The sequence below is a fragment of the Mycobacterium sp. genome (assembly GCF_035603715.1).
GTDB lineage: Bacteria > Actinomycetota > Actinomycetes > Mycobacteriales > Mycobacteriaceae > Mycobacterium.
The window spans coordinates 1-13,553 of the sequence record NZ_DATNJW010000237.1; the positions used below are offsets into that span (position 1 = coordinate 1).

Here is a 13,553-nt window from a genome sequence, read left to right on the forward strand (position 1 = left end):
GTCAAATCACACGGCTGGGGCGTGCCCGGGTTGTCGTGGACGCCGGGCGAAGGGCCGGATCCGTTCGGTCACTGATGGTTTCGTGGCCCGAGCTCGGAACCAGGGTGGCGGTCCGTTACCGCCTGCCCGACGGCTCGGTCCCACCGCTGACCGATGTCATCGGTCATCTGCTCGACACCGCGCCGCTCGTCCGGGTCCGGACCAAGACGGGCGCAGTCGTTCAGTTCACACCCCAGGACGTGGTCGCCGTGCGGACGCTCAGCGATGTCCCGGTGCGCACGTCGGAAATCCGCGCGCTCGAGCACGCCGCCGCGCTGGGGTGGCCGGGTGTCGAGCAGCACTGGCTGGACGGTTGGCTGCTGCGCGCCGGACACGGCGTCACCTACGGCGCTAATTCCGCTGTGCCAGCAAAGAACTCCGCGGATCAAGCGGCGATCCCGGCGATCGTCGACTGGTACCGAAGCCGCGACCTGACCCCGCGGCTGGCGATCGCCGATCGACTCCTGCGGCTGACCGGCGCGGGCGAGCACCCTAATCGGGTGCTGGTGCGTGACCTATACAGCGACGAGCCCGATCCGTCGGTCCGGCTTTCGGCCCGTCCCGACGATGCGTGGTTTCGGCTCTGCCGGTGCGAAATTCCGGTCGATGTGTTGACGGCGGTCGTCGACGGCGAGCTGGTTTTCGGCACACACGAGAACGCGGCGGTAGCGCGCGCGGCGGTCACCGACGCACCGGACGGCACCCGCTGGGTGGGCCTGTCGACGGTGTGGATGGCAGATCCGAACTCCGACGCGGGCCGCGTGCTGTGCGAGGCACTCTTGGCCTGGGGCGCATCGCGCGGCGCCACCCGTGGCTACCTCCGGATTCACGACGACGATCACGCGACCCGCGACTTGGCCAGGTCGCTGGGCTTCGTCCTGCACCACCGCGCGCGCTACACCACGCCAACCACGTAGGGTCGTCGCCATGCCCGACGGCATGCTGCGGATAGCCACCTGGAACGTGAACTCGATTCGCACCCGGCTGGATCGCGTGCTCGATTGGCTGAAGCGCGCCGAGGTCGACGTGCTCGCCATGCAGGAGACCAAGTGCTCCGACCAACAGTTCCCGGCGATGCCGTTCCTGGAACTTGGCTACGAAACGGCGCACTGTGGTTTCAATCAGTGGAACGGCGTGGCGATCGCATCGCGAGTCGGCCTGGACAACATCGAAGTGGGCTTCGACGGCCAACCCACCTGGAGCAGCAAACCGGATGTCGCCGCCGCTGCCGAAGCTCGCGCGCTGGCCGCCACCTGCGCCGGAGTGCGGGTGTGGAGTCTGTACGTGCCCAACGGCCGCGCCCTGGACGATCCGCACTACACCTACAAGCTGAATTGGCTTGCCGCGCTGCGTGATACCGCGTCCGGCTGGCTGCGCGACGACCCATCGGCGCAGATTGCCTTGGTCGGCGACTGGAATATCGCTCCCACCGACGACGACATCTGGAGCGTCGAATTCTTCGAGGGCGCGACTCACGTCTCCGAACCGGAGCGCGCCGCGTTCGACGCCATCGTCGACGCCCAATTTTCTGACGTGGTAAGGCCTTTCACCCCCGGCGCGGGCGTCTACACGTATTGGGACTACACCCAGCTGCGGTTCCCGAAGAAACAGGGGATGCGCATCGACTTCATCCTTGGGTCCCCCGCATTCGCCGGCCGGGTTGCCGACGCGCAGATCGTTCGTGAGGAGCGCAAAGGCAAGGCGCCCAGCGATCACGCCCCGGTCGTGGTGGATTTGCGTCGAGATTGAGGCATGTAAAAACTGCGTTGTGGGTATTCATCTTCTGTTCATTTGCCAATCAAGGTCATAGGATTGCCCGATGCAGCGCAATATCGTGACGGTTCGATGAACCCTGCGATGGTGTGCGCGTATACGACCGCCGCCGATGTGGCCTGCAGCGGGTATTCGATTCACGGCCTCAAGAACCGACTATCAGGGAGTGATCATGGGTGTCGTTGACGGCGCCGTACACAATGTAAGTCGAACGGTCAGTCGCGCTGCCTCAGCTACCACCGCGGCCGCGGGCGCAGTGGGCGGTGCCGCGGTCAACGGCGTCGTCGGCGCCGTGACCGGTGCAGTAGCCGGTGTGCAGAAGGGCATCGACAAGGGCAGTCACTCGACGCCGGCGGCCGCTTTGACATTGGGCGCAATCGGAGTCGCCGGGATCGTCGAGTGGCCGCTGTTGTTGGCTGTCGGTGGCGGTGCGCTGTTGCTACGCCGGCTGAACAACTCGCACAACGACGGCCCGCACATCGCGTCGGTCACGTCGGTGAAGGCGGCTCCCGCCAAGTCGACCAGTTCCGCCAGACCGCGCAAGACTCCGGCCAAGCGGACTCCGGCGCGGCAGTCCAGCGGAACCCAGTCACGCACCCGCCGTTGATTCCTGTGAGTAAGTAGCTTCGGATTGGTGCGAGCATCTTTCCCGCTGCGCGCGGTAACGCTGGGCTTACAGGCGACCTCTGCGCTCGTTGGCGCCAGCGTGCAAACCGCGGCAAGCGCCGCAGGATCTTTGGGTTCGGTGGCCTCGACGGGTATGTCGATGGCCGTGATCCCGGTTCGCGAAGGCGTCAAGGCACTGTCGGAAGGGCTGCCCGCACCCACGCTGACCAGGCATAGCTGGCGCGGCAAGGGACGGGCGTGGGTGGAGGTCCGCGGCCTCGACGGCCCGGACGGCGCCGAACTCGGGCGCTTGGTGGTCGACACCGTCCGCGCGCGCTCCGCGGTCAAATCGGTCAGCGTGAACCGTCCACTGTCGCGGATCGTGGTCACGCTCAACCACGACCAGATCTCGCTGCGCGACTTGTGCCGCGATGTCGATGAGGCCGAAAAGCGTTGGCGTGCAAGCGGTACTGTCAACCCACGGCGTAGCGATACCCGTCCGAAGCCACTGCCAGGCGACGGTCTACTGCTGGCCACCAACGCATTAGGGGTCGGCGCCACCGCCGTCGGCGTGAGCGCCGCGGTGGCGGGGCGGGTGCTGCGCTGGCCGCGCCTGTTCAGCGGTGTCGAGGCGATGGTGGTAGCCGTCGACTACCAGCCACGAGTGCGCCGCCTGCTCGAGGATCGCATCGGACACTCAGCGACGGACGCGGTGTTGTCGGTCGCGATGGTCACGGCGCATGTCCTCGAACTGTCGCCGGCGTCGCTGGCCGTCGACCTGGCGATGGAGACGTTGAAAGCCGCCGAATACCAGGCCGAGGCGCAAGCCTGGCGTCGTCACGAACCGGCGCTCGCCCGCCATGCCGAGCACCCGGAGGTACACCCGCCGTCGCGCCCGGTGCCCCCACCGGAAGGACCGGTCGAGCAACACGCACGGCGCAGCGCATGGGTTCAGGTGATCGGCACCGCGGCCGTCGGGGCCGTCACCCGCAACCCCGAGATGGCCGCGACCGCGACGTTGGTCACCACCCCCAAGGCCACCCGCACCACACGAGAGTCCTTCGCCGCAGCGCTCGGCCGAGGGCTGGCCGACCAGCACGCGGTGCTGGCGCTGCATCCGGAAAAACTGCGTTGGCTGGACCGCGTCGACGCGCTGGTGGTCGATCCGCGGGTGTTGTGCACCGACACGTTGCGAGTGGTCCGCGTCCGCGGGGCCGACGAGGACGAGCTGTCACCCGCGTGGAACCGCGCCCAGTTGCTGCTGGAGAAGAAAGGCCTGCGCGTGGGCTGGCATCCGGTTCCCGGCCTGTCCGGCAAGGGATCTGACGTCGTCGAAGCGCTGATCGGCCCGACGCACGACCCGCTGGCCTCGGCTGTGTTGGCCGAGGCGCGTCGGGCCGGCCTGGAATTGGTCTCCGTCGGCGTCGACGATCTCGGCGAGCTACAGCCCGCTTTCGACGAGCTGAGACCATTGCAGCGGGCGTCCATCGACACTGCGCTCGCCGCGGCGCTGACCGATCTGCAGCAGTCGGGACGCACCGTTGCGGCCGTGTCTTCGGCTGCTGCACAAGCACTTTCGTCTGCCGACGTCGGTGTGGGCGTGATGCCGAATTCCGACGGGGATCCGCCGCCCTGGACGGCCGATCTGATCCTGGACGACCTCGACGGCGTGTGGCGGCTGCTGCACGCCGTTCCGGCGGCCAAATCGGCGAGCCGGCGCGGGATCGAGATCGCAACCGGCGCAACGGCATTGGGCGCGCTGCTGATGGTCCCCGGCGTGCGTGGACGCGGGCCGGGCCCGGTGACGACAGGCGCGGCCGCCGGTCTGCTGTCGGGCTATCTGATGGCACGCCGGGTGCTGCGGGCACCGGCCCCGCTGCCGGCTCCGATCCACGAGTGGCACGCCATGTCGATCGAGCAGGTCCGCAAGATGTTGCCGCCACCGGACGCCGAGCAGATCGTGGAACCGCGGCACGGCATCGCCACCCGGGCAATGGAAACCGCCCAGCGCGGTGCTGAGCTGACCGGGCGCCCGCGGCAGGCGGTCTGGCAATTCGCCAAGGCCGTGCGCGCCGAACTGTCCGATCCGCTGACCCCGGTGCTGGCGCTCGGATCGGCGGCCAGCGCGGTGCTGGGCTCGCCGGTCGACGCGGTGCTGGTCGGATCGGTCCTCACCGGAAACTCCATGCTGGCGGCCAGCCAGCGACTGCGCGCCGAGAGTCGATTGAACGAGCTACTGGCTCAACAGATTCCACCGGCCCGGAAAGTGACGTTCGACCCGGACGGGTCGCCGGTCTACACCGATGTGAAGGCAGCGCAACTACGGCCCGGCGATGTGATCGAAGTGCGCACCCACGAAGTGGTGCCCGCCGACGCGCGGCTGATCGAGGAAGAGGACCTCGAGGTCGACGAATCCACGCTCACCGGTGAGTCGCTGCCGGTGGAGAAGCAGGTCGAGTCCACACCGGGCGCCGATCTGGCCGAGCGCCGCTGCATGCTCTATGGCGGAACCACCATCGTGGCGGGCACCGCGATAGCGCTGGTGACCGCCGTCGGCGCCGATACCCAGGCGCGCCGCGCCGCCGAGCTGGTATCCAGCGAGCTTCCCCAGATCGGACTCGAACATCAGCTCAGCCAACTGACCAACCGGGCCTTCCCGGTCAGCGTGACCGGCGGTCTCCTGGTCAGTGGCCTTGGCCTGTTGCGCAGCAAGGGTATCCGTCAAGCCGTGTCCAGCGGCATCGCGATCACGGTGGCCGCGGTGCCGGAGGGGATGCCGCTGGTGGCGACCCTCGCGCAGGCGGCATCGGCGCGACGGCTGACGAATTACGGTGCGCTGGTTCGTGTCCCGCGATCAGTGGAAGCGTTGGGCCGCATCGACGTGGTGTGCTTCGACAAGACCGGGACGCTGTCCGAAAACCGTCTGCGGGTATCGCAAGTGCATCCCGCGGCGAGCTATTCACGCGAAGACGTGTTGCGCTGCGCGGCGCTCGCCGCACCCGACGCCAACGGCGGACCGCAGGTGCACGCGACCGACCGCGCGATCATCGAGGCCGCGCAGTCGGTCAACGGCTCGAACCCAGCGGCCGACGCCGACGCGCATCTACCGTTCCGGTCGGGCCGGTCGTTCTCGGCGTCGGTGTTCGGAAACGAGCTGACCGTCAAGGGCGCACCCGAAGTCGTTCTCGCCGCGTGCAACGACGTCGGGCCGGACATCGACAACACCGTGCGTCAGCTGGCGGCCGAGGGGCTGCGGGTGATCGCGGTCGCGCGGCGAAGGCTGACGCCCCAGCAGGCGCAGCTGGTCGCCGACGACGAAGACACCATTGCCGACCTGGCGGGAGGCGAGCTGACATTCGCGGGTTTCCTCGGACTTTCCGACACGCCGCGGGCCGAAGCGCCCGCCCTGCTCGCGGCGCTCGCTGAGCGCGAGATCGGCATTCGGCTGATCACCGGAGACCACCCCATCACCGCCACGGCGATCGCGCGGGAACTGGGGATGTCGGTGACGGCGGACGAGGTGATCAGCGGAGCTGAATGGGATGCCTTGTCGCGCAAAGAGCAGGAGCGGGTGGTCACCGAGCGAGTGATCTTCGCCCGGATGTCGCCGGAGAACAAGGTGCAGGTCGTCCAGACGCTGGAACGCGCCGGCAAGGTCTGCGCCATGGTCGGCGACGGCGCCAACGACGCCGCAGCGATCCGGGCGGCGACCGTCGGCATCGGCGTCGTCGCCCGCGGCAGCGATTCGTCGAGTGTTTCGGCTGACGTGGTGCTGGTCGACGCGCGGATCGAGGCGCTGCTCACCGCGATCGAGGAAGGTCGCGAGCTGTGGCGGCGGGTTCAGGCGGCGGTGTCGGTGCTACTGGGCGGCAACGCCGGCGAGGTCGCGTTCGCGATCATCGGCGCCGCGATCACCGGCAACTCGCCGCTCAACACCCGGCAACTGTTGCTGGTGAACATCTTCACCGACGCGCTGCCCGCTGCGGCCCTTGCGGTCAGCAAGCCCAGTGGACCGGTGCAGACCGAAGGACGCGGCCCCGACGAGCAGGCGCTGTGGCGCGCCGTCGCGATCCGCGGCGCCACCACCGCGGCGGCGGCGACGGCCGCGTGGGCGATGGCCGGGGTCACCGGACGGCCGCAACGGGCGTCGACGGTGGCACTGGTCGCCCTGGTGTCGGCGCAGCTGGGTCAGACGCTGCTCGAGTCGCGCACTCCGCTGGTGGTGTTGACCGCGGGTGGTTCGCTGGCCGTGATGGGAACGCTGATCAGCATCCCCGGCGTCAGCCAACTGCTTGGCTGTACCCCGCTGGGCCCGATCGCCTGGGGGCAGGCGCTGGGCTCAGCCGGGGCTGCGACCGCCGCGATGGCCGTCGCGACCCGCGTGTTCGCAGATAAGCCCCCCTTGGAGCTCGAGGCCGCTGATCCGACTCCAACCGAGTCGCCACGACCTCCACAGCGCCCAGGCGCCACAGAACGGCGTACAACTGGATCAAAGGAACGGTCAGAAGGCCCGCCACAGCTCCGCCTAGTGGGTCGGCGAGAGAATCAGTCGTCGACATAACCCCGAGGGTGACCGCATCACCAGTCACAATGGCAACGCTTAAGTTACTGAAAGGCAAATGATGGCCGAAAAGAGCGCGCGGCGTGAAACCTCCCAGGCAGAGGCCGTCGCCCATATCCGGGAAGGCGAGACGTTCGCCATAAACCTGCCGGTTATCGGGCAGGTCGAGATTCCACGGCCCGAAGCGCTGGCCTACTACGGCGGTATAGCGGCTCTAGCTGCATTCGAGCTCATCGATTGGCCGGTCGCCCTGGTCATCGCGGCGGGCCACCTGCTGGCCAGCAACCACCACAACAAGCTGCTCGAGGAGCTCGGCGAAGCCATCGAGGACGCGGAGTAGCGTCAGCCCGCGTCGTCCTGCAGCACTTGACGTGCGGCCTCGACGTCATGGTGGATCGGCATGCACATCAGCTCGGCCACCCGGTACATGAAGCTGTTCGGCGCCAAAACAATGAGGATCGCGTTGTCCGCGAGTAGGCGATCCAGCGCCGAGAACCCGGCACTGTCCAGATATCTGATGTTGCTCAGCTGAAGGATGACCGGCCGGGCGCCCGGCAGTTCCTCCAGCGATCGGGCGAATGCGCGGACGTTCGAGGCGTCGACCTCGCCGGTCACCGTCACCTCGGCGGGTGTTGACCCGTCGCCGTTTTCTGCGACCTGCAGCTGAAATTCCGCGCCGCTCACGATTTCACACCCTCCACCAGACCGGACTCGGGAAGAACCGCGCGCTCAAAGCTCAGCGTGATTCGCGTGCCACCCGGAGTTCGCGACGTCTTCACGTCGTCAGCGAGGCCATTGATCATCGTCAGCCCACGGCCGCGCTGCAGGCTGCGTTGGCTGGCCGACGAATCACCCGACCATTGACCGGCATCGCTGATCGTCGCGGTGACCGTGTTGCCGCGGACAAAGGCTTCGATGGAGACCGTCTTGGTGGCGTCGCTGCCGCTGCCGTGCTCAATCGCGTTGGTCACCGCCTCCCCGATGGCCAACAAGATGTCGGCTTCGCGCTGTGGCTCCACGTCGACGCCGGAAATCCAGTCGCGCAACCGATGTCGCGCCTCGGCGATGTATTCCAGCGAGGCGGGAACCGCGGTGGCGAAACTGCGGGCCGAGCTGTGGCACGGGCGCAGCGCCAACACCACGACGTCGTCGGTGTAACCGCCGGGCGGTGCCATCCGTTCGAGTAGTTCGTCGCACAGATCTCCGACGGGGAGATCGGCGCGGTATGCGGCCGCACCCTGCAGCCGGGCGAATCCCTCATCGAGCGTCTCTCCTGGCCGCTCGATCAGTCCGTCGGTGTACAGCAGGATCAGGCTGCCCGGCGCCAATTCGTGGACGGCGGTGTTCTGTTTGAGCGGGGCTTCCCAGGCTGCCACCGGTGGGCGCCGGCCGGCGGACAAAAACACCGGCGGTTGGTCCGGTGTCACCAGCAGCGGATAGGGATGTCCCGCACAGGAATAGCTGACGCGGGCAGTGCCGTCTTCGGTTTGCACATCGATCACCACGTAACTGACCGTCGCGCAGCGCGCACCCGGCACCGTCGCCGCGTATCGGTCCAACGAGGTCAGCACCGCCCCCGGGTCGGCGTCGGTGAGCGCGCTGGCCGCCACCGCCGCGCGCAACCTGCTCATCGCGATCGCGGCGGGCAGGCCATGCCCGACGACGTCGCCGACGGAGATCGCAACCCGGCCTTGATCCAGCGGAACCACGAGATACCAGTCACCACCGACGCGCATCGACTCACCGCCGGGTTGGTAGACCGCCGCGACAACCGCCGCGGTCGACCCGTGGTCGAGATCGAGCAGATGATCCTGGAAATCCACAGCGATCCGATGCTCCCGCTGAGCGTTGCGGATCCGGTCGGCCGTCGACTGGGTGATCTTGGCAATCTGTGCGGCCCAATCGAGTTCAGTGGGATCGAATTCTCGCGGTGTCGACCACAGCATGCCGAGCGAGCCGATGACCTTTCCGTCCAGACCGCGCAGTGGCTGGCTGATGCACGACCGCACCGAGTCGTGCGTTTCGTTCACCACATGCACGTAGCGCGAGCCGAGACTGAGGGTGTCCGTGATGATCATCGGTTGCCCGGTTCTGATGACGTCGACGGGCACGATCGGGGTGTCCATCGACGCGACGTGGTAGCGGTCGCGTATCTCGGCCGGCACCGCGGCGCTGTATTGGAATCGCAGGGTTTTGGATTCGGCGTCGAGCAACCCCAAACAGATGATCGGCGGATCACCGGAGGGGTACGCAGCACCCTGCAAAGCGTCGACGATCGCGGCACTGGATTCGGCGGCTTGCAGAGCCGCGTCGAGCTGCGCGAAATTCAAGGCCTGCTGCGCCCGAGCGTCGCTGGATCGCCGACTGGCGCGTTCGCGCGCGGCAGCCGACAGCCGCGCCGCGACACGATCGATTAAATCCTGTGAACTGAATGGTTTTGGCAGGTAGTCGTCGGCCCCGCCGGAGAAACCCTCGCTGATGGCTTCGGCGCCCGCACGCGCGGACAGCATCACCACCGGTGTGGCCGCCAGCACCGGGTCGGCGCGGATGGCAGCGACGAATTCAAAGCCGTTGAGCCGCGGCATCATCACGTCGGTCACAACGATGCTCGGGCGAAGTCTACGAGCGGCTTCGATGCCCTCTAGCCCGTCGACAACGAGCACCGTTCGCCAACGCGCCGACAGTACTCGATCCAAATGCGTTCGCATATCAGCGTTGTCGTCGGCGATCAGTACCAGCTCGCGCCCGTCGGATACGGGGACGGCGTCCTGCGCCGACGTCGCCAACGGCGTCACCCACTGGTCCGCCTCGACGACGTACGGGTTGTCCAGCAGCGCAGCGGGTGAATGGTCGACCGGCCTGCCGCCCACCGACCGCGGCAACCGGATCGTGACTGTGGTGCCGCGCTCGAGTTGGCTGGCGAATTCCACACTTCCGTGTTGGAGCTCGACGAGCCCGCGCACCAATGACAGCCCGATACCGGTGCCTTCGACGCTGCGCCCGTGCGCACTCTCGGCGCGAAAGAAACGCTCACCCAGTCGCTTCAGGTCCGCCTCGGCGATGCCCACGCCGGTGTCGCGGATCATGATGCGGCAGTACGACGAGTCGCTGTGCACAGTGACCGTGATCGAGCCGGTCAGCGTGTACTTCACCGCGTTGGACAGCAAATTGAGCATGATGGTCTCCCACATGCCCGGATCTACGTCGGCCACCGCCGGACCGCAGTCCAGCACCAACTCGAGCCCGGCCCGCTGACACAGTTCGGTGAACGACGACGCGATCTCCGACGTCAACGCGCCGACATCGGTGCACAGCAAGGCGGCGGTGGCGCGCCCGGCTTCGATCCGGGAGAAATCCAGTAGCGAATCAACCAGTCGTTGCAGGCGTCCCGCGTTACGGCGCGCTGTGGTCAGCCGATTCGTGAGAGCGCCGTCCGGGCCGCTGTCCGACAACGCATCGTCGAGAGGCCCCAACAGCAGCGTGAGGGGGGTCCGGAACTCGTGGCTCACATTCGTCAGGAACGCCGTCTTCGCGTGGTCGAGTTCGGCGAGCGCATCCGCCCGCTGCCGCTGCTGCTCGTAGGACACCGCCGACGCCATCGCCGAAGACAACTGGTCGGCAAGCAACTGGCAGAACCCGATGTACTGCTCGTCCAACGGGCAGAGCGGATTGGTTCCGACCAGCAGAGCCCCGGCGGCTTCGCCCTCGCCCAACGGTAGAAGCAGCGCCAGGTCGGGACAATCGTCGGCCAATACATCGTGGATGCCGTCGATCCTTGCTGCCACGTCCTCGATGACCTGCGTCTCCGACCTCGTCCGCGGTACCCGCTCGGATTTGGTCAGCTTCGCCAACGTTCTCGGCAACAACGGCAGCACCGAACGCGTCGCTCCACGAAGAGTCACGTCACCGGTCACCGGATCACCGATGTAGGCGGCGACGAACGGCACATCGGCAGGTTGCTCGGTGCACACCTTGACCGTTGCATTGGCCGCATCGTCAATCGTGTTGGTGTCCATCACAGCCGAGGCCACTGCGTTCAGCAGATACAGCCGGCGCTCGCTCAGCACGCGTTCGGTGGTTTCGAAAGATGGACAGAAGATCCCGTAGGTCTTGCCGTCGTCGCCGATCAGCGGACTGTAGGTGAAGGTGAAATATCGCTCCCGGCGGCGGCCTGCAGTCACCATCGGCAACATCAGGTCGTGCGACCAGGTTGCTTCGCCGGTCGCGATGACGCTGGCGAGCATCGGGCTGATCGGCTCCCAGATATCCCACCAGGCGTACTGGCCGCGTTGACCCAACGCTTCCGGGTGCCGGTCACCGAGGATCGCGATGTAGGCGTCGTTGTATATCAGGAACAGATCCTCAGCGCCCAGCCACAACACGATCGGAAAACGCGACGTCAACACCACCGCGACCGCGGACCGCACTTCCGGCTGCCACGACTGGGGCGAGCCGAGAGGATGAGCGGTCCAATCGAATTCAGCGAACAGCCGGCCCATTCGCCCGCCGAGCGCCACCGCCGCGGCGAGGTCAGGTGGCAGAACCTTGGGATCGCGTGGCCAGCCGGGGCGTTGCTCTCCGCTCACGACCCCTGCTCGGAATTACGGCCTTCCAGTGCATCGGGCAGGGTGGGATAGAGGTCCAGCAGGCTATCCAGATTCGTGACCTCGATTGGGCGAACAACCAGGCCGTTATCCGCGACCAACCGAACGGACGTCCCGGCCCGCGCACCTTGCTTGTGACAATCCAGCACAGCGTTCAGACCGGCACTGCCGAAATACGTCACGCCTTGCAAGTCGAGGATCAGCAACCGAGATTCTTGGCTTTCGGCCTGCTGCAGTGCCGACTGCAACTGCGACCGCAGCTGCTCGGCGGTGCTGGAATCGATCTCGCCGATGGCATGCACCAGCACGGCTTCTGGTCGAACCTCGGAGTCGACCACCAGCAAATCCATCGCGCTCACCCGCTTCGATGCATTCAATCCGTCAGCCTGGGACCACGGGTATTGGTCCAGACCCGCTGGACGGCAACGTAGCCCGGCCTGCCGTCCACCGTCTCGTCGAGCCTATCTGGCAGCGCGCTTACGTGGTGGATTCACCCGGAATACGCTGATGCACTGTTAACAACAGATGATCGAAGATGGCTTGGGTCTCCGCTGACGGCGGAGGCAACGTGGCGTTTTCGGTGATGAGTTGCTTGGCCAACGAGCGCAGCTTGGTGTTGGTCTCCTGCGATCGCCACCGCAGCACGCCGAAGGCCTGTTCGGGGCTGACCCGGTAGATCGCCATCAGCAGACCTTTGGCCTGCTCGATCAGGGCGCGCGCCTCGAATAGATCGGGCAAGGCCTCGTCGAGGGCCACCTGGCGGGTCTCGACGAAGGTCGCGGTGAGGTCGAGGTAGTAACCGACGGTACCCACCACTGCGCCAGTCTCGTCGGACATCCGGTCGGCCACCACGATCGCCTCGTGCACGGTACCGGCGGTGTCGACGAAGCGGTGACGGCTGGAGAACGAGCCCTGGGACAACAGTGCCCGGTCGAGCAGGTCCTGGACATGACCGCGGTCGTCGGGATGCTTGTGCGAGAGCAGCAACTCCGTCGTGGGCTCGACGGTCCCGGGTTCGTAGCCGTGCATCCGGGCCAGCTGGTCCGACCACTCCCAGCGCTGGCCGACGAACCAGAATCGGAAAGCCCCGACGCCCGGCTTCTCATCGTCGACCGCCGGCCACCGGGCTGGCCAGGCATCGATTCCGATACTTGTTCCGGCCACCTCCCGCACGCCACACATCTTTCCACCATGAACACGGCTTGCCTACTGATTAGGCATGACCTGATTGGGTCGGCAAGCCCTCGATCGGACCGTGAATTTCTGCACGCCTGCGCGCCGCGGCCCGGCTGCGCTAGCGTGGAAGCGCAATAGATACGCGGGAGCGCACACCCGGTGCGCTGAGAGGACGGCTCGGGGCCGTCGACCGTACGAACCTGATCGGGTAATGCCGACGTAGGGAGATGAGAAATGACCGATTTAGCAGTCGAACCAACCGTGACCACCGGCCCGATCGCCGGCAGCCAGAAGGTCTACCGGGACCTTGAGGTGCACCCCGACGGGCCCGTCGCCAAGGTCCCGTTCCGCCGGGTCAATCTGTCCAACGGCGAACATCTCGACCTTTACGACACCTCCGGCCCCTACACCGATCCCGACGCGGTGATCGACGTGACGGCCGGCCTGCCACCGCGCCCGGGTGTGGTGCGCGACCGCGGCACGCAGCTGCAGCGAGCCCGTGCCGGCGAGATCACCGCCGAAATGGCCTACATCGCCACGCGCGAGCAGATGCCGGCCGACCTGGTCCGCGACGAGGTCGCCCGCGGCCGTGCGGTGATCCCGGCCAATCACAACCACCCCGAGAGCGAGCCGATGATCATCGGCAAGGCGTTCGCGGTGAAGGTCAACGCGAACATCGGCAACTCGGCGGTGACGTCGTCGATCGCCGAAGAAGTCGACAAGATGGTGTGGGCCACCCGCTGGGGCGCGGACACCATCATGGATTTGTCCACCGGCAAGGACATTCACGCCAC

10 protein-coding genes, 2 pseudogenes and 1 riboswitch are annotated in these 13,553 nt (G+C 66.8%); of the genes and pseudogenes, 7 read left to right on the plus strand and 5 right to left on the minus strand.

From position 1 onward, the window contains the following. From VN856_RS10090 to VN856_RS10110, 5 genes and pseudogenes are all read left to right on the plus strand, one after another. Positions 1-75 (plus strand): annotated as a pseudogene (locus VN856_RS10090) (peptide deformylase); the annotation flags it as partial. Beyond that, positions 75-956 (plus strand): N-acetylglutamate synthase, CG3035 family, encoded by an 882-nt coding sequence (locus VN856_RS10095; RefSeq protein ID WP_325688540.1) that lies wholly within the window; start codon positions 75-77, stop codon positions 954-956. The pseudogene VN856_RS10090 and the gene VN856_RS10095, both read left to right, overlap by 1 nt. 25 nt (positions 957-981) lie before the next feature. Beyond that, a complete protein-coding gene (locus VN856_RS10100; RefSeq protein ID WP_325688543.1) occupies positions 982-1,788 on the plus strand; it encodes an exodeoxyribonuclease III in 807 nt (268 codons plus the stop codon). A 196-nt stretch (positions 1,789-1,984) separates the two neighbouring features. Further along, positions 1,985-2,419, plus strand: a complete 435-nt coding sequence (locus tag VN856_RS10105) for a hypothetical protein (protein WP_325688528.1) — start codon at positions 1,985-1,987, stop codon at positions 2,417-2,419. A gap of 27 nt (positions 2,420-2,446) precedes the next feature. Next, the gene (locus tag VN856_RS10110; RefSeq protein WP_325688530.1) at positions 2,447-6,979 is read left to right on the plus strand and encodes a cation-translocating P-type ATPase; all 4,533 of its coding nucleotides are present in this window, start codon (positions 2,447-2,449) and stop codon (positions 6,977-6,979) included. Here the strand turns inward: VN856_RS10110 and VN856_RS10115 are convergent. Next, positions 6,903-7,094 (minus strand): annotated as a pseudogene (locus VN856_RS10115) (hypothetical protein); the annotation flags it as partial. The gene VN856_RS10110 and the pseudogene VN856_RS10115 overlap by 77 nt on opposite strands. On the opposite strand from VN856_RS10115, the gene VN856_RS10120 reads away from it, so the two are divergent. Beyond that, complete coding sequence (locus tag VN856_RS10120) at positions 7,041-7,319, plus strand: hypothetical protein (RefSeq protein WP_325688545.1); 279 nt, start codon at positions 7,041-7,043, stop codon at positions 7,317-7,319. The pseudogene VN856_RS10115 and the gene VN856_RS10120 sit on opposite strands and share 54 nt — an antisense overlap. 2 nt (positions 7,320-7,321) lie before the next feature. Here VN856_RS10120 and VN856_RS10125 read toward each other — a convergent pair whose 3' ends face one another. From VN856_RS10125 to VN856_RS10140, 4 genes are all read right to left on the minus strand, one after another. Beyond that, the gene (locus tag VN856_RS10125; RefSeq protein WP_325688532.1) at positions 7,322-7,663 is read right to left on the minus strand and encodes an STAS domain-containing protein; all 342 of its coding nucleotides are present in this window, start codon (positions 7,661-7,663) and stop codon (positions 7,322-7,324) included. Next, a complete protein-coding gene (locus VN856_RS10130) occupies positions 7,660-11,565 on the minus strand; it encodes a SpoIIE family protein phosphatase (RefSeq protein WP_325688534.1) in 3,906 nt (1,301 codons plus the stop codon). The genes VN856_RS10125 and VN856_RS10130 overlap by 4 nt, the downstream gene beginning before the upstream one ends. After that, a complete protein-coding gene (locus VN856_RS10135) occupies positions 11,562-11,960 on the minus strand; it encodes an STAS domain-containing protein (RefSeq protein ID WP_325688536.1) in 399 nt (132 codons plus the stop codon). The genes VN856_RS10130 and VN856_RS10135 overlap by 4 nt, the downstream gene beginning before the upstream one ends. 100 nt (positions 11,961-12,060) lie before the next feature. Then, complete coding sequence (locus VN856_RS10140; RefSeq protein WP_414686918.1) at positions 12,061-12,765, minus strand: PAS and ANTAR domain-containing protein; 705 nt, start codon at positions 12,763-12,765, stop codon at positions 12,061-12,063. A 126-nt stretch (positions 12,766-12,891) separates the two neighbouring features. Further along, a riboswitch (TPP riboswitch) is annotated at positions 12,892-13,003 on the plus strand. On the opposite strand from VN856_RS10140, the gene VN856_RS10145 reads away from it, so the two are divergent. Then, positions 12,994-13,553 (plus strand): phosphomethylpyrimidine synthase ThiC (locus VN856_RS10145; protein WP_325688538.1); only part of this gene is annotated, 560 nt, incomplete at its 3' end. It overlaps the preceding riboswitch by 10 nt.

What these genes read in the sequence shown, in the direction of transcription:
- VN856_RS10095 (WP_325688540.1), top strand. Translation starts at nt 75, where the DNA reads ATGGTTTCGTGGCCCGAGCTCGGAACCAGGGTGGCGGTCCGTTACCGC.
- VN856_RS10105 (WP_325688528.1), top strand. Translation starts at nt 1,985, where the DNA reads ATGGGTGTCGTTGACGGCGCCGTACACAATGTAAGTCGAACGGTCAGT.
- VN856_RS10120 (WP_325688545.1), top strand. Translation starts at nt 7,041, where the DNA reads ATGGCCGAAAAGAGCGCGCGGCGTGAAACCTCCCAGGCAGAGGCCGTC.
- VN856_RS10140 (WP_414686918.1), bottom strand. Translation starts at nt 12,765, where the DNA reads ATGTGTGGCGTGCGGGAGGTGGCCGGAACAAGTATCGGAATCGATGCC.